Source organism: Solidesulfovibrio carbinoliphilus subsp. oakridgensis (genome assembly GCF_000177215.2).
In the GTDB taxonomy this organism is placed as follows: domain Bacteria; phylum Desulfobacterota; class Desulfovibrionia; order Desulfovibrionales; family Desulfovibrionaceae; genus Solidesulfovibrio; species Solidesulfovibrio carbinoliphilus.
This window is the reverse complement of the sequence record NZ_CM001368.1, coordinates 50,310-71,769: the sequence shown is the minus strand read 5'-3', so window position 1 is coordinate 71,769 and position 21,460 is coordinate 50,310. Positions and strand designations below refer to the sequence as shown.

Here is a 21,460-nt window from a genome sequence, read left to right as displayed (position 1 = left end):
GAGCCTGGGCCAGTGTCGCGTCCTCGAAATTCGCGCATACGAATATCGAGAACAACACGTTGAAACAGCTATTTTTTTCTAAAAAATATCAGCATATTTTCTAGCGAAGGCCGCACTGGCCGGGCGGCCCTTGCGGGCCGCCCGGCCGTCAGACGGGACACTTGACCTCTTTGGTCGAGCCCGGGCCGGCCAGCGGGCGAAAGCACTTCTTGCCGCCGCCGCAGATCGGGCACTTCCAATCCTCGGGCAGGTCCTCGAAGGACGTGCCGGCCGGGATCTTGCCTTTGCGGTCGCCCCGGTCCGGGTCGTAGATGTAGCCACAGTTGGTGGTCTGGCATTGCCACATGTTCTCAGGGGCGGCCATGGGCGCTCCTTGTCGTCCCGGGGCCTTGCGGCCCGGACGCCGTTTAGTCGACCTTGAAAAAGGACTTGGCCAGGGCCTGGCAGACCGGGCACTTGTCCGGGGCCCCGCCGGCCACGGTGTAGCCGCACACCGAGCAGACGTACCAGTCCTTGGCCGGGTAGCCGGCCACGTCCTTGGCCGCTTCGGCGTACAGGTTGGCGTGGAGCTCTTCCACGGCGTTGGCAAAGGTGAAGCCGCGCTCGGCCGCCTTGTCGCCCTCGGCCTTGGCGTCCTCGATCATGCCGGGATACATGCTCTTGAATTCATGGGTCTCCCCGGCGATGGCATCCTGCAAATTGGCGGCCGTGTCGCCGATGCCCTTCATGTTGCGCAGGTGGCCGTGGGCGTGGACGGTCTCGGCGGCGGCCGCGGCCTTGAAGAGCTTGGCCACGCCGACGTGGCCCTCTTTTTCGGCCTGGGCGGCATAGGCGAGGTACTTGCGGTTGGCCTGGGATTCGCCGGCAAAAGCTTCCTTGAGGTTATCCATGGTCTTGCTCATCGACATTCGCTCCTTTGATTCGCATCCGGTTGTTGGTTTTCCACTTGGCAAAGGCAGCGGCGACATACGCCTCGCACCAACACCTGGGCATCCCTGACCCGCCCCCAGGCCGAAACCTCGGGCGGCAGATCGGCCAGCCCGGCGCCGGGCATGGAAAAATCCTCGATGGCCCCGCACGACAGGCACACCAGGTGGTGGTGCGGCGTGGCGTCGCCGTCAAAGCGCCCCTCGTCCCCGCCGCCCGGCACCCGGGCCACCAGCCCCCGGGTCTCGAAAGCGGCCAGGGTCCGGTAGACCGTGTCCAGGGAAATGGCCGGCGCCTCGCCGCGCACCCGCCGCCAGACCGTCTCGGCCGAGGGGTGGTCCCTGGCTGCGGCCATGGTCCGGTAGACCAGGTAGCGCTGGTTGGTGAACTTCAGGCCGTGTTCGGCGAAGAGTTCCTTGAGGGTGGCGATCAACATACGTTTTATTCCTAGTTGCTGTTGATTCCTATCTAGAGAAGGCGGGCCGGCCCGTCAACCCTTTTTTTCGCTTTTGCCGAAAACTCACCGCCACCACAGGCGGCCGGCCCGCCACAGGCCGGACAGGGTGAGGGGGCGGGCGCGGCCGCAATGGCGGGCGAGGTAGAGGAAAAGGTAGGCCGTGGCCAGGGCGTCGGCCCGGGCGTCGTGGGCCGCGAACCCGGGCAGGCCGTAACGGCGGCACAGGGCCGGCAACCGGTAGTCCACCCGCTCGAAGCCGTCCGGCCCCCCCGCCCCGCCCGCCACGGCCAGCCGCTTCTCCTCCAGGGCCATGGCCAGGCGCAGGGTGTCGATGCAGGGCGCGGCCAGCTCGCCGCCCATGTGGCGTCTGGCCGCGGCGTTTAAAAAGCCCATGTCCAGGTCCACGTGGTGGCCGACCACCACGGCCGGGCCGAGAAAGTCCAGGAACGCGGCCAGGGCCTCGGCCACGGGCGGCGCGTCAGCCAGGGCGGCCCCGGTCAGGCGGTGGATGAGGGTGGCGTCGCGCGGCACCGCGGCCGGCGGGCGGACCAGGGTGTAAAAGGCCTCCCCGGGCAGGATCGAAAGCCCGCGCAGGCGGACCGCGCCGATGGAGACCAGGGCGTGGCGGCGGGGATCGAAGCCGGTCAGCTCGGTGTCCACGGCCACGAAGTCGAGGTCGGCGAGCCCGGCGGCCGGATCGCGGCCGGCCTGGGCGCGCCGGTGGGCGGCCAGGGCCGGGGCCGGGTCGTTGGCCGCGAAAAGCCCGGCCCACCGTCCGGGCAGCCGACGGGCCAGCCGGGCGGGCCAGGTCACGGGATGCCCTCCCCGGTCCAGGCCCGATCGGCCAGGATCCGGCGCAGGGCCTCCAGCCCGGCAAAGGCGGCCCGGAACCCCTGGCGGCGGCGCGGCGACAGGCCGGCCGGCCGCAGCGGCGCCTCGTCCTCCCCGGTCCGGCCGGCCGCGTCCAGGCGCAAAAGCAGCCGCTCGCCCTCGAAAAAGGCGAAGGCGTCCACGGCGGCCCGGGCCACGTCCCCGGGCAGATGCCCGTCCCGGGCCAGCCGGCCCAGGCGCGCGGCCGTGCCGGTCTCCCCCACCCCGGCAAGGAGCGCGGCCAGCCGGACCAGGGCCAGCAAGGGCCGCGAGCCCCGGCCGGCGATGTGAAGGACCGGCGACGCCGTGCCGTCGCGCTCCATGAGCCGGCCCTGGTAGAGGCCGAGGGGAACCGGCCGGGCGGCCAGGGACCGCAGCAGCCCGGCCAGGATTGGAGTTGGAGGGACGGGAATGGAAGACGTCTCTCGAGGAATGGAGGATGTCTCTATAAGAAGGGAAGAGGCCTCCGGCGGCCGGGGGGCGCCATCAAACCCTGGCCCCCCGGCCCCCCCGGAGGGGGGGCTGTGGTGGTGTTCCGCTCCCGCACGGTCGCAGCCGGCCACAAGGCGGGCGTCGAAGGCTTCGAGGGAGGCTTCCAGGGCCAGAGGATCGTCGTCGGCGGCGCAACCGGCCGGATCGAACAGGACGCGCGGGTCGCCAAGGGAGAGGGCAGCGCCGCCAAGGCCCAGCCGGCCGAGCTCCTCGGCCAGCCGGGGCAGGAACGCGGCCAGGTAGGTGCGCGCGGCCCGGCCGACGACGGGATCGTTGCCGTCCTGGGGCGCGACGGCCAGGGACAGGCCCATGCCCGGCAGCATCTCCCGCCGGCCGGCCGCGCCGAGCACCCACCACGCGCACGGAGCCGGACATGGGCCGAAAGCCTTTTCGAGAAGCTCCAGCAGCCGGCCCAGCACCCGCTCGGCCAGCATGGTCACGATGCCGCCGACCGTGCCGCTGCCCGCCCCGCGCGCGGCCAGGGCCGCGGCCAGGGGATGGATCCTCTGGCACAGGGCGCGCAGATCGGAAAAATCCCCGGCCCGGCGGATGGCGCGCAAAAGCGCCATGGGCGAACGGCCGTGGGCCAGGAGCAGGTCGCTTACGGTGACCATGCCGGAAGGCTCGCCGTCCCGGGTCACGAGCAGGTGGCGGATGCCGGCCCCGGTCATGCGGATAAGCCCTTCGAAACAGGGCGTGTCGGCGTCGATGTCGGCCACGGGCGCGGACATGAGGGTCTCGACCGGGGCGGACAGGGCCAGCCCCCGGGCCACGGCCCGGCGCAGGTCCCGGTCCGTCACGATGCCGATGACCAGCCCCGAGGCCTCGCGGACCACCACCGAGCCCACCTGCCCGTCCTCCATGACCCGGGCCGTCTGGCGCAGGTCCATGCCGCGCGTCACCCCGGCCAGGGTCCGGGAGGCCACCTCCCCGGCCAGCCGGGTGAAGAGGTAGTCTCCGTCGTCGGCCTCCCGGGCCGGGCATTCTCCGGTCGCTGCCGCCGGCTCCGGGCCGGTGTCGCCGGGCAGGGCCAAGGCCTGCCCGAACCAGGCGGCCATGGGGGGATGGCGCCGGGCCAAGGCGGCGCACAGGGTCCCTGGCAGGCGGACCAGGAAGGTGTCCTCCAGGGCCCGGACCTCGTCCCCGGACGCGGCAGGCAGACCGAAGCACTCGCCCTCGCCGCGCACGTCGAAGGTCTCGGGCGTCCCGGAACCGTCCAGCGCACCGGCCGGCCGGCCGAGGCGTACGCCGCCGCGCTGAACGCAGCAGATCCAGGCACTGCCGGTTCCGCCGCAACCGTCCGGTTCCACGACTTCGCCGGAAAGGGAAAAGGCCACCCGGCTGGCGGCGGCCAGGGTGGCCAGATCGGCGGCGGGAAGCCGGTCAAAGGGCGGCACCGTGGCCAGGAAGGCTTCCACGGCCTCGGGCTGGCAGGCAGGATCGCAGGCTCGCATGGGCGTCTCCGTCAGGTCAGGTAGCGCAGGCCGAAGTGGTGTTCGAGGATGGCCCGCAGTTCGTCGATGGCGTGCAGGGCTTCGCGGAAGCCGTGCATGGTGTCCGTGTCCAGGCGGCCGAGGTCCACGCGGTTGTCGGGCGGCCGGCCGTGGGCAAAGGCCTCGGCCTGGGCCAGCAAGCGCACGGACTGGATGCGGGAGAGGGCCGCGCCCAGGCGGGCGGCCAGCCCTTCGCCAAGCACCCCCCGCTCGGCCAGGCCGGCCAGACGCTCGTCGGTGCCGGTCACGCCGGTGGCGGCCAGACCGGCGTCCAGGGCCAGGGCCTTGACCCCGATGGTCAGGGGAAAGACGGCCGCCCGCTTGAGGTCCACAATGGGGGCCCCGAACCGGAACCATTCCACGGGCAGATGGCCGAAAAGAAACGCGGGCGGCCCGAAGTTCAAGGCTTCCCGGGCCAGGCCCCGGACGAGGAGCGGCGCCTCGGCCAGGCGCAGGGACAAGTGCCTGGCCACGGCCGCGACTCGGGCCGGATCACCGGCCACGGGGCGCAGGTCAGCCAGGAGCGAGACGAAAAGGACCGCCGCCGCATCGGGCCGGGCCGCGGCCATGTCGATGGCCGCGCGCCAGGCGGCGACCGATTTGCGCCAGGCAGGCGTTGCGGCCATGATGCCCTTGGGACAGAGGGGGACGCCGGCCGCCTGGAGGATGGCGGAGAGCTTGGCGGCGAACAGGGCGTACCGACCCGCCTCCCCCGCTCCGTCGTCCTCCTTTTCCAGAATAAGCGCATTGTCCTGGTCCGTGGCCAGAAACTGCTCCCGCCGGCCCTGGCTGCCGAGCACGGCCAGGGTGCAGCCCGGCGGCAGCCCGTCCTCCCCTTCCGGCCCATCCCGGGCCAGCCAGGCCGCCCGGGCCAGGAGCCCGTCGTAGAGCCGGCTCGCCAGCCGGCCGACCCGCACCCCGTCTGCATCGGCTCCGGCCAAGCCGGCCACCAGCCGGCGGATGGCCCCCACGAGCCCGGCCAAGTCTTCCGGGTCCCGGGCCCCATCCAAGGCCTCAGCCAGCTCCCTCACATCCCGATCCTTCTCCACCACATCCACTGCCATATCGACCTCCCGACCTTCCCCCTTTCGGGGGGTCCGGGGGGGATGATCCCCCCCGGTGGGGTGGGTTTGGGAGGGGCGACGCCCCTCCCAACTCTTACTCGGCGCCGACGCCGAGGTAGTTGCGGATCTGCTGGGCGGCGTAGAGGGACCGGGCCTTGGCGTCCGGCACCAGGACCGAGCCGAGCCAGCCGGCGACAAAGGCGGCGGGCATGGAGAGGAGGGCCGGGTTTTTCCAGGGGAAGATCGGGGCGGCGTTGCCGAAAACGTCCACCCAGACGGTGGGGGACAGGAGAATCAGGCCCACGGCGGCGACGGTGCCGGTGACGATGCTCGCGGCCGCGCCGAAGGTGCTGGTACCCTTCCAGAGGATGGAGAGGATGAGCGCCGGGAAATTGGCGCTGGCCGCGATGGCGAAGGCCAGGCCGACCATGAAGGCCACGTTCTGGCCCTTGAAGGCCAGGCCGAGCAGCACGGCCACCACGCCGAGGGCGACGGTCGCCCGCTTGGCCACCTTCACCTCGTCCTCCTCGGAGGACCGGCCGGAACGGAAGACGTTGACGTAGAGGTCATGGGACAGGGTGGTGGCTCCGGCCAGGGTCAGGCCGGCCACCACGGCCAGGATGGTGGCAAAGGCGACGGCTGCGATGAAGCCGAGAAAGACCGTGCCGCCCGTCACTTCGGCCAGAAGCAGGGCCGCCATGTTGCCGCCGGCATCCACCCGGGCCACCACGTCGCGGCCGACCAGGACCATGGCGGCAAAACCGATGATGAAGGTGAGGACGTAGAAGTAGCCGATGAGTCCCGTGGCGTAGAAGACGGATTTGCGGGCGGTCTTGGCGTCGGGCACGGTGTAGAAGCGCATGAGGATGTGCGGCAGGCCGGCCGTGCCGAACATGAGGGCTATGCCAAGGGACAGGGCGTCCAACGGATTGGCGACCAGGCCGCCTGGGTTCAGCACCTTGTCGCCGTAGGTGGCGGCGGCGGCGTTAAAAAGCGAGGCCACGCTGAAATCGAAGCGGGAAAGGGCCATGACGACCATGGCCGTGGCCCCGGCCAGGAGCAGCATGGCTTTTATGATCTGCACCCAGGTGGTGGCCAGCATGCCGCCGAAAAGCACGTAGGCGATCATGACCGCGCCGACGGCAATGATGGCCGTCTCGTAAGGCAGGCCGAACATCATCTTGATGAGTGCCCCTGAGCCGACCATCTGGGCGATGAGGTAGAAGCAGACGGTCAGAAGCGAGCCGATGGACGCGGCGATGCGGATGGGCTTTTGCGACAGGCGGTAGGCCACCACGTCGGCGAAGGTGTACTTGCCGAGGTTTCGCAGCGGCTCGGCGATCAGGAACATGATGATGGGCCAGCCGACCAGAAAGCCGATGGAATAGATGAGGCCGTCGTAGCCCTTGAGCGAGACCAGGCCGGCGATGCCGAGAAACGAGGCGGCGGACATGTAGTCCCCGGCCAGGGCCAGGCCGTTTTGCCAGCCCGTGACCGAACGGCCGGCGGCGTAGAACTGGGAGGCGCTGCGGCTTTTTTTGGCCGCGAACCAGGTGATGGCCAGGGTGCCGAGGATGAAAAAGAAGAAAAAGAGGATGGAGGTGGCGTTTGGCTGGCCGATGGTGGTGGTGAACGTGTTCATGCCTGCCCCTCCCGCATGGCGTGTTTGAGGTTGGTGACGGCCGTGTCGTAGCCGGCGTTGGCCCAGCGGACATAGATGCCGGTCAGGAGCCAGGACACGAGGATGACGCCCAGGCCGACCGGAATGCCGAGCGTCATGTGCTCGCCGACGCGGGTGGCGAAGAGGTCGGCCCGGAAGGCCAGGATACTGATAAAACCGTAGTAGATGGTGAGCATGAGCGCGGTGAGCGTCAGGGAGACGGTCCAACGCTTGCGCACCAGGGCCGAAAACTGCCTGGCCTGTAAATCGGCGGCCGCTTGGGTTTCCATGGGACACTCCTTGTTGCCGGCGGGCAGCCGGGGTTTTTCCGGGGCGGCCGGTGGCCGCCCGTCCCGGCGGAGGAACGCTCCGGCCCGGGATGGGCCTTTTCTGGCGGCCCGCGACGGAAAACGCCCGCGGATTTCGGCGGACGGCGGAAACGGTCCCATGGAGGGCGGAAGGGATGAGAAAAGGAGATGCCGCCGTTTGCCGGCGGCCTTTGACCGTTTACCGGGACAAGCGGCCGGGAAACGGCCTTCGAAGCGTCAGGAACGATGCCCCAAAAGGCCTCTGTCTCGGCGACAGAGGAGCGGCATTGCAAGGACGGATGGAAGCGGCCCGCCGGCTAGAGGGGCAGGCCGAGCTGTTTGGGGCGGCGCTTTTCCGCGATGAGCCGTTTGAGCTTTTTGGGGGAGACGCCCACACGGTAGGCCCAGACCGGGCAGGTCTCGTTTTCCGTGCACAGGCGGATGGCGATCCGGTCGCCCACGGTGCAGCGCAGGCAAAACCGTCGGACCACCCGCACCACCCGCAGGCCGAAGCCTTCGGGGATCTCCTTCATGCGCAGGGGATGAAACGGGCAGTCGCCATCGACACAACCGGCGACCAGGCTCCGCTGGCCGCCCATGCAGGCGAACAGGCAATAGCGGCGCACGGCTTCCAGGGGGGGGAAAAGTTTGGGGGATTCGGCCTGGCGCATGGAACCTCGCGGGAACAGGCGGCGGGGACTCCCCCGCGCCGGTCGGGCTTTTCATAGACCGGGCCGGGGCCGGTGGCAACCGCCCGGGACAGCGTTTTTTCCGGGAAATTTCCCGCCGGCAGCGCGGTCGGCCGGCCTTTCGCCCGCCGTCCCCTTTGGGGCAAGGCCCCCCTACTCCCGCACGGTGGCGTCCTCCCCGGCCAGAAACGGCGTCACCCGGCACTGGAAGGAAAAAAAGTAGGGAAAGTTTTCCTTGATGTGGTCCAGGTAATGGAGCCACTGGATGAGGATCTGGGAATAGATGCGCCGCACGTCCACGCGCAGGTGTTCGAGGTCGGCCCGGGGCAGGTGTTCCAGGTCGCGCCGGTGGGCCAGCTCCTCTTTCAGGTGAAAGACCGCCTGCAAAAGCGACGTGAAGGCCTCGTGCTCCAGGATGTTGGGGTTTTCCAGGAGCCGGACCAGAAATTCCGAGTTGTCGGACAGGAGCTTGCCCAGGGCCGGCAGGTCCAGGGCGGCCATGTCCACGTCATAGGCGTAGTCGCGCAGGATAGCCTGGGCCTTGCGGAAATTTTCCTTGTCCCAGCGCAGCGAGACGTCGAGGTTCTCCTTTAAAAACGCCACCCCGGCGTCGGCCCGGATCAGCCGGCGCACAAGGGTCGAGCCGACCTGGCTGAAAAAAAGCCCGATGATCATGTCGAGCTTTTGCCCGCGCACCCGCTTCTCCCGGCGGCCGAGAAACATCTCCACGGCCGCGGCCAGGATGCCGAAAAACGTGCCGCCGCCGGACAAAATAAGGGCCATGGCCAAAAGCTTTCCCGTGGCCGTGACCGGATGGATGTCGCCGTAGCCGACGGTGGTGATGGTGACGACGGAAAAGTACAGGGCGTCCAGGGCCCCGAGCCCCTCCACGTGCATGAAGCCCAGGGTGCCGGCCAGGGCCACGCCGAAAAAGACGGCGGCAAAGATGTAGAGGCGGGTGCGTTCCATTCTTTTTTCTAAGATGCCTCCGGCGGCCGGGAGGGGGTAACCCCCTCCCGGACCCTCCCTGTCCGGGTGCTCGTCCGGTCGGGCCGCAAAGCCGGCCCGACCGGACGAGCACCCGAACAAGGGGATACGACAGCCGCGCCCGCTTCCCCCGCTCCCCCGTCCAGGGGGTCCGGGGGGGATGATCCCCCCCGGCCGCCGGAGGCATCCCCCTCTTATATCTCCCTGTTCGCATCCTTGGCGCGGATCTCGGCGCGTTTGATCTTGCCGCTGATGGTCTTCGGCAGTTCGGGGACGAAGTCGATGATGCGCGGGTACTTGTAGGGGGCGGTTTCCTTCTTGACGTGGTTCTGCAGTTCCTTGGCCAGCTCTTCCGAGGCTTCGTAGCCCGGGGCCAGGACGACCGTGGCCTTGACGGCCTGGCCGCGCACCGGATCGGGCACGCCGGTCACGGCCGCCTCGACCACGGCCTTGTGGGTGATGAGCGCGCTTTCCACTTCAAAGGGTCCGATGCGGTAGCCGCTCGACTTGATGAGATCGTCGGTGCGGCCGAGGAACCAGTAGTAGCCGTCCTCGTCCATCCAGGCCTTGTCCCCGGTGTGGTAGTAGCCGTCCACCATGACGCTGGCGGTCTTTTCCGGCTCGAGCAGGTAGCCGGTAAAAAGCCCGAGGTTCTTGCCGTCCTCGAGCCTGAGGCAGATTTCGCCTTCCACGCCCGGGGCGCAGACCTTGCCCTCCTCGTCGAGGATGGCCACGTTCCAGCCCGGCGTCGGCCGGCCGATGGAGCCGGGCTTGGGCGTCATGCAGGGGAAGGTGGCGATCTGCAGGCAGGTTTCGGTCTGGCCGTAGCCTTCGTAGATGGGAAGGCCCGTGATTTCCTTCCAGGCCCGGAACACGCCGTCGTTTAGGAGTTCGCCGGCGGTGGTGCAGTACCTGAGGGCCGAGAGGTCGTATTTTTTGAGGTCCTCGCGCACCAGGAAACGGTAGACCGTGGGCGGGGCGCAGAAGGTGGTCACCTTGTGGGCGCACATGACGTCGAGGAGTTCGGCCGGCGCGAACTTGCCCCGGAAGTCCCAGGTAAAGACCGTGGCCCCGGCCATCCACTGGCCGTAGAACTTGCCCCAGACCGCCTTGCCCCAGCCGGTGTCGGCCACGGTGAGGTGGATGTCGCCGGGCTCCAGGTTGTGCCAGTAGACGCCGGTGGCCAGGTGGCCCAGGGCGTAGCCGTGGTTGTGCTCGACCATCTTCGGCATGCCGGTGGTGCCGGAGGAGAAAAAGATGAGCAGGGTGTCGTTGCCGCCCGGGCACTGGCAGGTGCGGGGGAAGGATTCCGACGCCGCGGCGCGGATGGTTTCGTAGTCGAGCCAGCCGGCCGGCAGGGGGGACTCCCCGACCTGGACGCACAGGGCGAGCGTCGGGCAGGTGGGCCGGGCGGCCTCGACCCGGGCGGCCACCGAGTCCTCGGCGATGACGGCCTTGATGCCGGCATAGTTGACACGGAAATCGATGTCGTGGGGGGTGAGCAGGTTCGGGGACGGGACCGGCACGGCGCCAAGCTTGTGCAGGGCCAGCATGGTCACCCACCACTCCACCCGGCGGTAGAGGATGACCATGACCCGGTCGCCCTTGGCCAGGCCGGCCGCCTGGAAGGCATTGGCCATCCTGGCCGATTCGCGGCTGAACCAGGCCAGGTCGAAGTCCCGGCGGGTGCCGTCCGGGCCGATATGGATCATGGCCGGCCGGGTCGGGTCCGCGGCGGCCTCGGCGTCGAGGAAATCGAAGGCGAAATTGTAGTTCTCGGGCACGGAGACGTGGATGGTCTCGAGCATTTCACGATAGCTTTTGGGCCGCAGTTTGGCGACAGGCATGAATGGCTCCGGCTGCAAGGGGTTAGATGATCACGTCCAGGAACTCGGCCTCTTCCCCGTCCAGGCCGCGCATGGCGTGGGGCGTGCGGGAGGAGAAATAGAGGGAGTCGTGGGGGTTTAGCGTCACCACGTCGTCGCCCAGGCGCACTTCCAGGCGGCCGCGCAGCATGTAGATGAATTCCTCGCCCAGGTGCCGGTTGAATTCCAGCTCGGATTCCTGCTTGGCCGGCACCGTGACGATGAAAGGCTCCATGGACGGCTTGTGGAAACGATAGGCCAACGCCTGGTACTTGTAGGCCTTGCGCCGGTCCACGGACAGGCCCTGGCCGGCCGGCACCAGGGAATAGGCGAGCAGATGGGCCTCGTCGCCGGTCAGAAGCGCGGTCAGGTCCACGCCGCAGGCCTTGGCCACTTCGTACAGGTAGCTGACCGGAATCTCCGTTTCCCCGGTCTCGTACTGGAGGACCTGCGCCGGCGACACGCCGGTGGCCTCGGCCAGGGCCTCGGCGGAAAAGCCCGTCACCTCGCGGATGCCCCGCAGGCGCATGGCGATTTCCCGCACCGGTCCGATTTCCTTGCTCATGGGAACCCCTGCTCTGTTTTTGGGTTGGAAGGTCGTTTCCCCGTCATTTCGCACGAAAGCCGGGCTTGTCAATTTCTTTCGCCGGCCCGACGGCCACGAAAACGCTGGAATTCCACCGCGTCCTGGGATATGGGAAAACTTTCACGGGGCCGTGCCGTCATTCCGCCCCAGCCCACCATATTTTTCCCAACGAGGTAGCCATGAGCGACAAAAAGCTTGGTGATCGCATTCGCACTTACCGGGAAGCCCAGGAACTTTCCCGCGAGGAACTCTCCGCCCGTACCGGCCTGTCCGTGGACTTCCTGGCTGCCCTGGAAGAGGAGGACGTCACCCCGTCGCTCGGGCCCCTCCTCAAGATCGCCCTGGCCCTTGGCCAGCGCCTCGGCACCTTCATGGACGACCAGATTGGCGGCGACCTGTGCATGACCTGCCGGGCCGAGCTGACCGAGGACGACACCGTGCTCCGGAAGGCCCGGGGCAAGCGGGCCGCCTTCCGCTACCATTCGCTCGGCAAGGGCAAGACCGACCGGCACATGGAGCCCTTTTTCATCGAGGTCTACCCCGACGAGGAGGCCGGCGGCGAGAAGCCCCTCTCCTCCCACGAGGGCGAGGAGTTCATCGTGGTCATGTCCGGCGAGCTCGAAGTGATCGTCGGGTCCGACCGCCACATCCTCGGACCCGGCGACTCCATCTATTACAACTCGGTGGTGCCCCACTACGTCGGCTGCGGCAACGCGCCCAAAGCCGACATCTACGCCGTGCTCTACATCCCGCAGTAAGCAAGGAGCCGCCCATGACCTTCGTGCCTCCTCCGTTGCACCAGCCCCCGCTGTTCGACCTGACGCTCGGCGAATTGCTCCACCAGACGGCCACCCGGTTTCCGGACCAGGACGCCGTGGTCTACGTGGACCGGGATTACCGGCTCACCTGGCGGCAGTTCGACGAACTGACCGACGAGCTGGCCAAGGGGCTCATGGCCCTTGGCATCCAGAAAGGCGAAAAGGTCGCAGTCTGGGCCACCAACGTTCCCTTCTGGGTGGCGCTCATGTTCGCCACGGCCAAGATGGGGGCCTGGCTCTTGACGGTCAACACCGCCTACAAGCGCAACGAGCTCAAATACCTGATGACCAATTCCGACGCGGAAAACATCTTCATCATAAACGGCTTCCGCGACTCGGACTACATCGAGATCCTCTACGACCTGGCCCCGGAGCTGCGCACCATGCAGCGCGGGGCCGTCAAAAGCGAGACCTTCCCGCACCTCAAGCGCGTCTGCTTTCTCGGCGTGGAAAAACACCGGGGCATGTACTCCATCCCCGAGATCCTGGGCCTGGCCCGGACCGTCTCGGACGAGGACCTGCGCGCTCGCCAAGCCACCTTCACCTGCCACGACGTGGTGAACATGCAGTACACCTCGGGAACCACCGGCTTTCCCAAGGGCGTCATGCTGAGCCACCACAACATCGTCAACAACGGCTACTCCATCGGCCAACGCCAGCGGTTCACGGAAAAGGACAAGCTGTGCATCCAGGTGCCGTTGTTCCACTGCTTCGGCTGCGTGCTCGCGGTCATGGCCTGCGTCAACCACGGCACCACCATGGTCTTCACCGAGGTCTTCAACCCGGTCCATTCCATGATGAGCATCGAGCAGGAGCAGTGCACGGCCATCTACGGCGTGCCCACCATGTTCATCGCCATGCTGGAACACAAGCTCTTCCCGAAGTTCGACTTCTCGTCCTTGCGCACCGGCATCATGGCCGGCGCGGTCTGCCCCATCCAGACCATGCGGCAAGTGACCGAGAAGATGTACATGAAGGAAATCACGAGCGTGTACGGGCTGACCGAAAGCTCGCCCGGCATGACCCAGACCGACGTGACCGACCCCTTCCACTACCGGGTCGAGGGCGTGGGCCGGGCCTTCCCCCACGTCGAGGTCAAGGTGGCCGATCCGGAAACGGGCGCGGAAGTGGAACGCGGCAAGCAGGGGGAACTGTGCTGCCGGGGCTACAATTCCATGAAAGGCTACTACAACAACCCCGAGGCCACGGCCAAATGCATCGACGCGGACGGCTGGCTGCACTCCGGCGACCTCGGCGTCATGGACGAGTACGGCTACGTGGCCATCACCGGCCGCATCAAGGACATGATCATCCGCGGCGGCGAGAACATCTACCCGCGCGAGATCGAGGAGTACCTCTACACCATGCCCGGCATCGCCGACGTCCAGGTGGCCGGCGTGCCGAGCCGCAAGTACGGCGAGGAAGTGGGGGCCTTCATCATCCTCAGAAAGGACGTGGAGATGGCTCCCGAGGAGGTGCGCGATTACTGCCGGGGGCAGATCGCCTGGCACAAGATCCCGAAGTACATCGCCTTCGTCAAGGAATTCCCGCTGACCACCAGCGGCAAGGTCCAGAAGTACAAGCTGCGCGAGCTTGGGGCCAAGCTCTTCCCGGAAGCCATGCGGTAATAATGCAGGGGGATGCCTCCGGCGGCCGGGAGGGGGTCACCCCCTCCCGGACCCACCCGAACGGGGCAGGCCGGCAGACGGACGCGGCGCGGCAATGGAAACGCAAAAGCCGGCAGGGCGGACCCTGCCGGCTTTTTTATTAGGCGTCATGCCTTATGGAATCGACTCGACGAGCCCCCTTTGAGGGGGTCCGGGGGGATGTGCAACCGGGAACATCGTTGACAGTTTGGACCGGGTACATCCCTGACACTTTTTAGCTGATCAGGGATCGAACCGGAACCACCCGTTTGGGGTCTTTGGGGCAAAACCCGCCGAGCAGGTGCTCTCCAAGATAAACCAGCCAACGATCATCATAATTTCTGGTCAGGCCGATGCGACATTTCGCAAATGCCTCGCCGAGAAAAATCTGCCTGCCTTCCCAGTTGAACATCCCATCCCGGCGAACCGTCCGACTTTCGAAAGAGGAGGGATACTCAAAGCATGGTTCGTTTCGAGGCAGCCGCCGGGACGAAGGCCGGTAGATTGAAGCCGGCGTGGCCTGATCAAGTGCTTCATGGGGACGATGGCTATTAAATCGCTCCCGCCAGGACTCCAATCGTTCTTGTTGCTCCCGCAGATTCGCCGAAGGCGGGATAGTGGCTTCCAGTTTCAAGGTCCGATGCATTCTTTCGTGGCAGCCATTTTGCTCGGGCTTTCCAGGCGCGATGAAGTCCACGACAATACCCAGCTGGAGCCACCAGACGCTTAAGCCGGTCAAACCTGCGATCCCGGTCGAACCAAACGGAGTCCCATTGTCCACGCGGATGGCGCGTGGCAGGCCGTATCGCATAAACACCCGCCGCATCGCCTCTTTTGTTCGTTCAAGCGTCTGCGTAGGAAAGACGTAACACCCTAAGACATAGCGGCTAAAGATGTCACTGATTGTCAAAGGATGGCAAATGCTCCTGTCCTCCAGGCGAAACCAGCCCTTGTAATCCGCACTCCAAACATCATTTGCCTGTTTGGGCTGCCGGAGATCCTCTCGCCGCAACCGGCCTCCTGACTGACGGCGCTTTGCTTTTGTGGCGGTGATCAATCCGTGCCGTTTCAAAATGTCGCCGGCTGTACTTTTGGCCGGTGGGTACTCTATGCCGTGCACATCTTGCAGAAGCCTGACGAGCTTTTTGGGACCCCAGTAGGGATTCTCCTGTCGCAATGCGAGTAATAACGTGACGACTGCATCAGGTGTTTTGTGCGGGCAATGCCGGGCAACGCGGCTTCGTTCCCCAAGCCCTTCCCCTGCCTGATAGCGGCGCAGCCACTTGTAACCCGTTTCGCGACTGATCCCATACTTGCGGCACAAGGCTGCAAATGATTCCCGTCGCTGCGACAACTCCACAATGAACCGGGCGCGTTCTTCCATCGGATTGACCTTTTTCCAGGGCATTGGAGCTTCCTCCTCTGCCCAAAAGTGTCAACCATGTACCCGGTCCGTTCTGTCAATCATGTACCCGGTTCATACCGGAATCATTCCCCCCGGCCGCCGGAGGCATCTTCGCCTTCTCCCCTCCTGTTTACAAACACGTCGTTATCTTCCCCAGCATGGCTGCGAGTTGTCCGGCTTCCTCGGGGGTCAGCGCGCAGACGATCTCCTGGGTCAGGTGCTCGTGGAGCTGGTGGTGCTCCCTGGACAGGCGCTCGCCCTCGGGAGTGAGGCCGACGCGGATGGAGCGGCGGTCGGTCTCGTGGGGCCGGCGCGACACGAAGCCGCCCCGCTCCAGGCGATCGACCAGCACGGTCAGGGAGCCGGTAGTGACGCCCATCTTGGCGGCAAGCTCGGTCATGCGGAGATCCCCGGCCGTGCCGAGGATCTCGAGCGTGTGCATCTGGGGCAGGGTCAGCCCGCTTTCCTTGACCACGCCGTGCTCCCACGAGGAGAACTTCTCGTAGAACTCGATCAGAAGCCGGGTGAGGTGTTCGGTATCCATGGCCGGCTCAGGATGCCCGGGCCGGCGCGGCGGGCTCGGCCGTGAAGGCGAGGCTGGCCGAGGAGAGCACCACCACGATGGAGCCGACGTTGTGGAAGACGGCCGCCGCGATGGGGGACAAAATCCCGTAGGCCCCGCCGAAAATGGCCACGGCGTTGAAAAAAAGCCCGAGGCCGATGTTTATGCCGATCATTTTCACCATCCTGCGGCCCAGATACACCAGAAACGGCAACCGGCCAATATCGTCGTTGGTGAGGGCCACGTCGGCCGTTTCCAGGGCCACGTCCGAGCCGGCCGCGCCCATGGCCACGCCGACGTTGGCCCGGGCCAACGCCGGGGCGTCGTTGACGCCGTCGCCGACGAAAAGGACCCGCCGGCCCTTCTCCTGGAACCGGGACAGGATGTCGAGCTTGCCCTGCGGCTTGAGCCCGGACCAGTATTCGGTGATGCCGACCCGGCCGGCCAGGGTGGCCACGGCCTTTTCGTGGTCTCCGGACAGGATGCCGACCGTGGCGATGCCGAGTTCCCGCAGGGCGGCGACGGCTCGGGCAGCCGTGTCCTTGGTGGTGTCCGAGACGCCGATGACGCCAATGACCGTCCCTTCCCGGCGCACGACCAGCCCGGTCGCCCCGCGCTCGCGGATCTCCGCCAGACACCGGCGCAGTTCCGGCGACAGGGCCTCCTCGCCGCCCACGAGCTCCGGGCTGCCGACTTCCACCGCCTGGCCGGCCACGGTGCCCCGCACCCCGAGCCCGACCACGGTGGCCATGGCGTCCGGCGCGGCCACGGCCACGCCCGCCGCCTCGGCCGCGGCCACCACGGCCGAGGCCAGCGGATGGGAGCAGTCCCTTTCCAGGCAGGCGGCGCAGCCGATGACGTCGGCCTCGGTCTGCCCGGGCGCCACGGTGACGCCGGTCACGGACGGCCGGCCCAGGGTCAGGGTGCCGGTCTTGTCGAAAAGGACCACGTCGGCCCGGGCCGCCTCTTCCAGGAACTGGCCGCCCTTGACCAGGATGCCACGGCGGGCCGCCCGACCGATGGCCGCCACGGTGGCTGTCGGCGCGGCCATGATGAGGGCGCACGGACAGCCGGCCACGAGCACGGCCACGGCCCGGTCCAGGTCGCCGGAAAAAAGCCAGGTCAGGCCGGCCAGGGACAGGACCGTCGGCGTGAACCAGGCGGCGTAGCGGTCGACGATCCGGGCCGCCCGGGGCTTGCCGGCCTCGGCCGCGACCACGAGGCTGACCACTTTGCCGAAGGTGGAGTCCTCCCCAACCTTGACGGCCCGGGCCTCGACCCGGCCGTCGAAATTGAGCGTGCCGGCCAGGATCGTGTCCCCGGGCCGGCGCTCCCGGGGGAGCGACTCGCCGGTGATGGCCGACTCGTCCACGGCCGTGACCCCGGAAAGGATGACCGCGTCCACGGCGATCCGCTCGCCCGGCCGCACCAGCACCCGGTCCCCGACCCGGACCCCGGCCACGGGCACGGTCCGCTCGGTCCCGTCCTCGCCAAGGACCACCGCCTCCTGGGGAGCCAGGCCGGCCAGCGCCGCGATGGACCGTCTGGCCCCGTCGCTGACCGCCTCCTCGACCAGGGCCCCGAGCGTCATGATAAAGCTGACCGTGGCCGCCGTCAGGACCTCGCCCTGAAAAAGCGACGCCACGATGGCCAGGCTCACCAGCTCGTCCACGTTCACCCGGCGCTCGAGGAGCCCCTTGCCCGCCTCGATGACGATGGGCAGGCCGTTTATGGCCACGGACCCGAGCCCCAGGGCCAGGGCCAGCCAGTGGGCGGCCCCGGGCCGGTCGACCAGGAAGGCGGCCAGGGCCAGCCCCCCGCCGGCCAGACACAGGTAAAACTCCCGCAACGCAAACAGCCCCCGGTAGGCGCCAAGGCTCGAAAAACGACCGATCATGGACACACCTCGTCTCACAGTTTGATGTCGAAGATGCTCTAGTGCATGATATTTTGAATGTCAAACATCTTGATCAACAAAATGCTTCCCGGGCGCAACCGGCGACGCGGCCGAAGGACGAGAGACGAGGGGAGGAACAAGCCCGGCCGATCGAACGGACCAGGAAGACGAGGCAGGCCCGGCGCAATCGACCGGGATCCGTCGCGGCAAGGCGGCAAAGAGGTAGTGGGAAAAGGGGGAATCGCGGTGGCAATGAGCGCGGGAGGGTCGATCGACCCTCCCGCGCGGGAACAGATTCGAGGCTAGAGGCCCTTTTCGGCCATGAAGGCGGCCAGATCGGCCACCCGGCACGAATAGCCCCATTCGTTGTCGTACCAGGCCAGGACCTTGGCCATGTCGCCGTCCTGAACGGTGGTGTATTCCGCGTCCACGATGCTCGAATGGGCATCGGCCTTGAAGTCCATGGACACGAGTGGCTTTTCGCTAAAGGCCAGGATGCCTTCGAGCGGCCCTTCGGCGGCGCTTTTGAGCGTGGCCCGCAGCTCGTCGGTGGTGGTCGGCTTTTGGAGCTGGACCACGAAATCGACCAGGGACACGGTCGGGGTCGGCACGCGCACGGACAGGCCCGAGAACTTGCCCTTGAGGTCCGGAATGACCAGGGACACGGCCTGGGCCGCGCCGGTGGAGGTCGGGATCATGTTGCAGGCCGCGGCCCGGGCCCGGCGCAGGTCCTTGTGGGGCAGGTCGAGAATGCGCTGGTCGTTGGTGTAGGAGTGGATGGTGGTCATCATCCCTTTGACGATGCCGAACCGGTCGTGGATGACCTTGGCCACCGGAGCCAGGCAGTTGGTGGTGCAGGAGGCGTTGGACAGGATGTGGTGCTTTTCCGGATCGTAGGCGTCCTGGTTGACGCCAAGGACGATGGTCAGGTCCTCTTCCTTGGCCGGCGAGGTGATGATGACCTTTTTGGCCCCGGCCTCGATGTGGGCCTGGCATTTGGGGCCGGTGCGGAAGATGCCCGTGGACTCGACCACCACGTCGACGCCGAGGTCGTCCCAGGGCAGTCCCCGGGGGTCGCGCTCGGCAAAGTTTTTGATCCGCCAGTCGCCGACCACCATGATGTCGCCTTCGGCGTGGGAGGGCACGGAGAGCTGGCCGTAGTTGGTGTCGTACTGGAGCAGGTGGAGGTTGGTGGCCACGTCGAAGAGGTCGTTTATGGCCACGACTTCCATGGCGTCGCCGTGGCGTTCGATCATGGCCTTGAGAACCTGGCGGCCGATGCGGCCGAACCCGTTGATGGCTATGCGAAGTTTATCCATATCGGTGTGCTCCCGCTATTCGTGGAAGGTGTAGTCGTAGGCGGTCAGAAGTTCGTAGTCGGTCTTGAGCGCCTGGTGCAGGCGGGCGTTTTCGATGGCAATGGCGCTTAAGTTGGCGATGGCCGTGGCAAAGTCCTTTTCCGACTGGTCGAACTCCCGGAAGCTGTCGCTATAGAGGCGAAGGACGCCGATGGCCCGGCCCTCGACGGTCAGCGGCAGGGCCATGACCGAGGCGATGCCCTCTTCCTTGGCGGCGTCGGGGTATTGGAACCGGGGATCGTTGCCCGCGTCCTTGATCTGCACGATGTCGCCGGCCAGCGTTTCCTGGTCGAGGCGGCTCTTGGCCACCTCGACGGGCCCCTTTCGCAGGTAGCCACGGCTCAGGCCATAGGATGTGCTGGCGAGCAGCGTCTTGCCCTGGCGGTCGAGCAGGCGGATGGAGCAGGCCTTGGCGCCAAGGGCCCTGGCCACCTGCTCCACGATGGCCCGGAGCACGGTGACGGGTTCGAGGCTGGAATTGATGCCTTTGGCCACTTCATACAAGGTGCGGTAATACGCGCATTCCTTTTCGCTCATGGTTCCCTCCTTACGGGGGTGGTTACGGTTCCCGGCCCTCCAGCGGACCCTGACCGGGAAAGGCGATGGTGTCGGTCCATTGCGTACACTTTATGGCAAATACATGGCAACCGGCCCTTTTTCCGAAAAAGGAGGCGTCCGGAAACCGGAAAAAGCGTGTCCGTGGCTCAGGCCGGGGCGGCTGCGGCGAAGCGGGCCACATTGTTGCGGCCCGTTCCCTTGACCCGGTACATGGCCCTGTCGGCCGCGGCCACCAGATCCTCGGCCGTCATGCCGGACTCATAGGCGGCGACGCCGATGGACACGGTGAAACGGATGGGCGTGCCGGCGAACGTGCCGCCGACGCGTGGGCGGAATTCGTACTGCTGCACGGCCAGCCGGATGGCGTCGGCATGGAATTCGGCCGTCTCCCCGTCCAGGCCGCAGGCCAGCACCAGCTCGTCGCCGCCGTAGCGGGCCGCGAACCAGCCGTTTTTGGCCGCGTGGCCGTCGATGATCTTGGCCAGGGCGCGCAGGACGTCGTCGCCCACGGTGTGGCCGTGGACGTCATTGATGCTGGTCTTGAAATTGTCCACGTCGATCATGAGCACGGAAAGCGGCTTTTGGCCGTCCGCGGCCCCGGCGATGGCCTGCCGGAGATGGCTGTCCAGGGCCCGGCGGTTATGGAGCGGCGCCAGGAGCGGATCCACCCGCACGGTCTTTTCGAGCTGGTTGGCCTTTTGCTCCCAGGCCAGGGCCTCCTCCCGGTAGTGGGTGAGCATGTCCGTCACGAGCCCCCGCAACTGGGCCACCATGGCGGCCGGTTCGGACTCGCCCGAAAGGGTGCCCATGGCCTCGCAGCCGAAGCGGCCCAAAAGCTTCCCCCGCTCCCGCTCCGAGGCCAGGGATTCCCGCAAAAAGGCGCTGACCGACTCGGCCAGGGCATGGGTGGCCTTCTTCTCGGCCGCAAGCGCCTGCCTGAGGGCCGCGGTCCGGGAATTTTCCGCCAGAAACCCTTCCAGGCCGGTGACGATCCGGCGCAACTGCCTTTCGGACGGATCGCGCCGGGCCAGTTCGCGAAAGACGAACCGCTGCACCGCCTTTTTCTGGACGTCGCTGAAAAGGGAGAAATGGCGGACCAGATCGCGGACGAAGAGCAGGACCGCGAGCCAGGCCGGGTCTTCCCCGCAGCCGATTTTGTGGAGATCGCCGCACAGGTTTTGCAGGGCGCAGGCGTGATCCTCGGAAGTCTCGACCATGGGCTTGTCCTTTGGAACGGGCCGTTTGGAACCTTTCTCGGAACTGACCCACTATAACCGGTTATGGCTGGCGTGCAAGCGGTTGCCGCCATTTTTCGCGGGGCCTTCCGATCCCGCCGGCCCGGCCGGGCCCCGGCGGCGAGTCCGCCCTCTTTACCTTGGGGCGAGTTTGCATTAGAGGAGTCAATTCCCAAGACGGAGCTGGCAGGGCTCAAGGCAGAGGAGGGCTGCATGGATTCCAAGGATGTCGAATTTTTCCGCGAACTCCTAAACGGCATGCTCCACGATATCCTCAAGAAGGGCGAGGAAACCATCGAGGACATGACCGACACCGTCGAGGTCTACGCCGATCCGGCCGACCGGGCCACGGCCGAGTCCGACCGCGCCTTCACCCTGCGCCTGCGCGACCGGGAGCGCCGGCTGATCAAGAAGATCAAGGAGGCCCTGGACCGCATCGACGAGGGCACCTACGGCGAATGCGTGGAGTGCGGCGAGGACATCAGCGTCGCCCGCATGAAGGCCCGGCCCGTCACCACCCTTTGCATCAAGTGCAAAAGCCGCCAGGAAGCCGACGAGGACCTTCGCGGGGACTAGCCGTCCC

At 66.9% G+C, this 21,460-nt stretch carries 21 protein-coding genes; 3 read left to right on the top strand and 18 right to left on the bottom strand.

Translation table 11 applies throughout. From position 1 onward, the window contains the following. Positions 1–148 precede the first annotated feature (148 nt). The 12 genes from DFW101_RS00305 to DFW101_RS00250 all read right to left on the bottom strand — a co-directional run bounded on the left by DFW101_RS00305 (position 149) and on the right by DFW101_RS00250 (position 11,377). Positions 149–364, bottom strand: a complete 216-nt coding sequence (locus DFW101_RS00305; protein ID WP_009179537.1) for a rubredoxin — start codon at positions 362–364, stop codon at positions 149–151. 43 nt (positions 365–407) lie between these two features. Next, entirely contained in the window at positions 408–902 is a 495-nt protein-coding gene (locus DFW101_RS00300; protein WP_009179536.1) for a rubrerythrin family protein, read from the bottom strand. Next, positions 899–1,363, bottom strand: a complete 465-nt coding sequence (locus DFW101_RS00295) for a Fur family transcriptional regulator (RefSeq protein ID WP_009179535.1) — start codon at positions 1,361–1,363, stop codon at positions 899–901. Before DFW101_RS00295 ends, DFW101_RS00300 begins: the two co-directional genes overlap by 4 nt. 84 nt (positions 1,364–1,447) lie before the next feature. Beyond that, positions 1,448–2,197, bottom strand: a complete 750-nt coding sequence (locus tag DFW101_RS00290; RefSeq protein ID WP_009179534.1) for a 3'-5' exonuclease — start codon at positions 2,195–2,197, stop codon at positions 1,448–1,450. After that, positions 2,194–4,200 carry a putative nucleotidyltransferase substrate binding domain-containing protein gene (locus tag DFW101_RS00285; protein ID WP_009179533.1) on the bottom strand — a complete coding sequence of 669 codons (2,007 nt, stop codon included), beginning with the start codon at positions 4,198–4,200 and terminating at the stop codon, positions 2,194–2,196. Before DFW101_RS00285 ends, DFW101_RS00290 begins: the two co-directional genes overlap by 4 nt. Before the next feature lie 11 nt (positions 4,201–4,211). Beyond that, the gene (locus tag DFW101_RS00280) at positions 4,212–5,303 is read right to left on the bottom strand and encodes a DUF294 nucleotidyltransferase-like domain-containing protein (protein WP_009179532.1); all 1,092 of its coding nucleotides are present in this window, start codon (positions 5,301–5,303) and stop codon (positions 4,212–4,214) included. A gap of 94 nt (positions 5,304–5,397) precedes the next feature. Beyond that, positions 5,398–6,945, bottom strand: coding sequence for a sodium:solute symporter family transporter (locus tag DFW101_RS00275; protein ID WP_009179531.1), 1,548 nt, complete (start codon positions 6,943–6,945; stop codon positions 5,398–5,400). Next, positions 6,942–7,253 carry a DUF485 domain-containing protein gene (locus tag DFW101_RS00270; RefSeq protein WP_009179530.1) on the bottom strand — a complete coding sequence of 104 codons (312 nt, stop codon included), beginning with the start codon at positions 7,251–7,253 and terminating at the stop codon, positions 6,942–6,944. The genes DFW101_RS00275 and DFW101_RS00270 overlap by 4 nt, the downstream gene beginning before the upstream one ends. A gap of 335 nt (positions 7,254–7,588) precedes the next feature. Continuing rightward, complete coding sequence (locus DFW101_RS00265; protein WP_009179529.1) at positions 7,589–7,942, bottom strand: hypothetical protein; 354 nt, start codon at positions 7,940–7,942, stop codon at positions 7,589–7,591. 171 nt (positions 7,943–8,113) lie between these two features. Beyond that, positions 8,114–8,929 carry a potassium channel family protein gene (locus DFW101_RS00260; RefSeq protein WP_009179528.1) on the bottom strand — a complete coding sequence of 272 codons (816 nt, stop codon included), beginning with the start codon at positions 8,927–8,929 and terminating at the stop codon, positions 8,114–8,116. Between the two features lie 212 nt (positions 8,930–9,141). Then, complete coding sequence (locus DFW101_RS00255) at positions 9,142–10,794, bottom strand: AMP-binding protein (RefSeq protein ID WP_009179527.1); 1,653 nt, start codon at positions 10,792–10,794, stop codon at positions 9,142–9,144. A 22-nt stretch (positions 10,795–10,816) separates the two neighbouring features. After that, positions 10,817–11,377: a helix-turn-helix domain-containing protein gene (locus DFW101_RS00250; RefSeq protein WP_009179526.1), complete on the bottom strand. Its 561-nt coding sequence runs from the start codon at positions 11,375–11,377 to the stop codon at positions 10,817–10,819. Positions 11,378–11,577: 200 nt separating this feature from the next. Here DFW101_RS00250 and DFW101_RS00245 point away from each other — a divergent pair, with 200 nt between their 5' ends. Continuing rightward, the gene (locus DFW101_RS00245; protein ID WP_009179525.1) at positions 11,578–12,156 is read left to right on the top strand and encodes a helix-turn-helix domain-containing protein; all 579 of its coding nucleotides are present in this window, start codon (positions 11,578–11,580) and stop codon (positions 12,154–12,156) included. 14 nt (positions 12,157–12,170) lie between these two features. After that, on the top strand, positions 12,171–13,844 hold the full coding sequence (locus DFW101_RS00240; RefSeq protein WP_009179524.1) for an AMP-binding protein: 1,674 nt from the start codon (positions 12,171–12,173) through the stop codon (positions 13,842–13,844). Between the two features lie 253 nt (positions 13,845–14,097). Here the strand turns inward: DFW101_RS00240 and DFW101_RS18825 are convergent, their stop codons facing one another. The 6 genes from DFW101_RS18825 to DFW101_RS00215 all read right to left on the bottom strand — a co-directional run bounded on the left by DFW101_RS18825 (position 14,098) and on the right by DFW101_RS00215 (position 20,859). Continuing rightward, entirely contained in the window at positions 14,098–15,270 is a 1,173-nt protein-coding gene (locus DFW101_RS18825; RefSeq protein ID WP_009179523.1) for an integrase core domain-containing protein, read from the bottom strand. A gap of 127 nt (positions 15,271–15,397) precedes the next feature. After that, complete coding sequence (locus DFW101_RS00235) at positions 15,398–15,811, bottom strand: MarR family winged helix-turn-helix transcriptional regulator (RefSeq protein WP_009179522.1); 414 nt, start codon at positions 15,809–15,811, stop codon at positions 15,398–15,400. A 7-nt stretch (positions 15,812–15,818) separates the two neighbouring features. Beyond that, positions 15,819–17,726 carry a heavy metal translocating P-type ATPase gene (locus tag DFW101_RS00230; RefSeq protein ID WP_009179521.1) on the bottom strand — a complete coding sequence of 636 codons (1,908 nt, stop codon included), beginning with the start codon at positions 17,724–17,726 and terminating at the stop codon, positions 15,819–15,821. 302 nt (positions 17,727–18,028) lie between these two features. After that, complete coding sequence (gap, locus tag DFW101_RS00225) at positions 18,029–19,045, bottom strand: type I glyceraldehyde-3-phosphate dehydrogenase (RefSeq protein WP_009179520.1); 1,017 nt, start codon at positions 19,043–19,045, stop codon at positions 18,029–18,031. 15 nt (positions 19,046–19,060) lie between these two features. Beyond that, on the bottom strand, positions 19,061–19,621 hold the full coding sequence (locus DFW101_RS00220) for a GAF domain-containing protein (RefSeq protein WP_009179519.1): 561 nt from the start codon (positions 19,619–19,621) through the stop codon (positions 19,061–19,063). A 167-nt stretch (positions 19,622–19,788) separates the two neighbouring features. Next, on the bottom strand, positions 19,789–20,859 hold the full coding sequence (locus DFW101_RS00215) for a GGDEF domain-containing protein (RefSeq protein WP_009179518.1): 1,071 nt from the start codon (positions 20,857–20,859) through the stop codon (positions 19,789–19,791). 231 nt (positions 20,860–21,090) lie between these two features. Between DFW101_RS00215 and dksA the strand changes: the two genes are divergently transcribed. Next, positions 21,091–21,453, top strand: a complete 363-nt coding sequence (gene dksA, locus DFW101_RS00210) for an RNA polymerase-binding protein DksA (RefSeq protein ID WP_009179517.1) — start codon at positions 21,091–21,093, stop codon at positions 21,451–21,453. Positions 21,454–21,460: the final 7 nt, after the last annotated feature.

Excerpts from the sequence above, each read along its gene's own strand:
- DFW101_RS00305 (WP_009179537.1), bottom strand. The coding sequence starts at position 364 with ATGGCCGCCCCTGAGAACATGTGGCAATGCCAGACCACCAACTGTGGC.
- DFW101_RS00300 (WP_009179536.1), bottom strand. The coding sequence starts at position 902 with ATGAGCAAGACCATGGATAACCTCAAGGAAGCTTTTGCCGGCGAATCC.
- DFW101_RS00295 (WP_009179535.1), bottom strand. The coding sequence starts at position 1,363 with ATGTTGATCGCCACCCTCAAGGAACTCTTCGCCGAACACGGCCTGAAG.
- DFW101_RS00285 (WP_009179533.1), bottom strand. The coding sequence starts at position 4,200 with ATGCGAGCCTGCGATCCTGCCTGCCAGCCCGAGGCCGTGGAAGCCTTC.
- DFW101_RS00280 (WP_009179532.1), bottom strand. The coding sequence starts at position 5,303 with ATGGCAGTGGATGTGGTGGAGAAGGATCGGGATGTGAGGGAGCTGGCT.
- DFW101_RS00275 (WP_009179531.1), bottom strand. The coding sequence starts at position 6,945 with ATGAACACGTTCACCACCACCATCGGCCAGCCAAACGCCACCTCCATC.
- DFW101_RS00270 (WP_009179530.1), bottom strand. The coding sequence starts at position 7,253 with ATGGAAACCCAAGCGGCCGCCGATTTACAGGCCAGGCAGTTTTCGGCC.
- DFW101_RS00265 (WP_009179529.1), bottom strand. The coding sequence starts at position 7,942 with ATGCGCCAGGCCGAATCCCCCAAACTTTTCCCCCCCCTGGAAGCCGTG.
- DFW101_RS00260 (WP_009179528.1), bottom strand. The coding sequence starts at position 8,929 with ATGGAACGCACCCGCCTCTACATCTTTGCCGCCGTCTTTTTCGGCGTG.
- DFW101_RS00255 (WP_009179527.1), bottom strand. The coding sequence starts at position 10,794 with ATGCCTGTCGCCAAACTGCGGCCCAAAAGCTATCGTGAAATGCTCGAG.
- DFW101_RS00250 (WP_009179526.1), bottom strand. The coding sequence starts at position 11,377 with ATGAGCAAGGAAATCGGACCGGTGCGGGAAATCGCCATGCGCCTGCGG.
- DFW101_RS00245 (WP_009179525.1), top strand. The coding sequence starts at position 11,578 with ATGAGCGACAAAAAGCTTGGTGATCGCATTCGCACTTACCGGGAAGCC.
- DFW101_RS00240 (WP_009179524.1), top strand. The coding sequence starts at position 12,171 with ATGACCTTCGTGCCTCCTCCGTTGCACCAGCCCCCGCTGTTCGACCTG.
- DFW101_RS18825 (WP_009179523.1), bottom strand. The coding sequence starts at position 15,270 with ATGCCCTGGAAAAAGGTCAATCCGATGGAAGAACGCGCCCGGTTCATT.
- DFW101_RS00235 (WP_009179522.1), bottom strand. The coding sequence starts at position 15,811 with ATGGATACCGAACACCTCACCCGGCTTCTGATCGAGTTCTACGAGAAG.
- DFW101_RS00230 (WP_009179521.1), bottom strand. The coding sequence starts at position 17,726 with ATGATCGGTCGTTTTTCGAGCCTTGGCGCCTACCGGGGGCTGTTTGCG.
- gap (WP_009179520.1), bottom strand. The coding sequence starts at position 19,045 with ATGGATAAACTTCGCATAGCCATCAACGGGTTCGGCCGCATCGGCCGC.
- DFW101_RS00220 (WP_009179519.1), bottom strand. The coding sequence starts at position 19,621 with ATGAGCGAAAAGGAATGCGCGTATTACCGCACCTTGTATGAAGTGGCC.
- DFW101_RS00215 (WP_009179518.1), bottom strand. The coding sequence starts at position 20,859 with ATGGTCGAGACTTCCGAGGATCACGCCTGCGCCCTGCAAAACCTGTGC.
- dksA (WP_009179517.1), top strand. The coding sequence starts at position 21,091 with ATGGATTCCAAGGATGTCGAATTTTTCCGCGAACTCCTAAACGGCATG.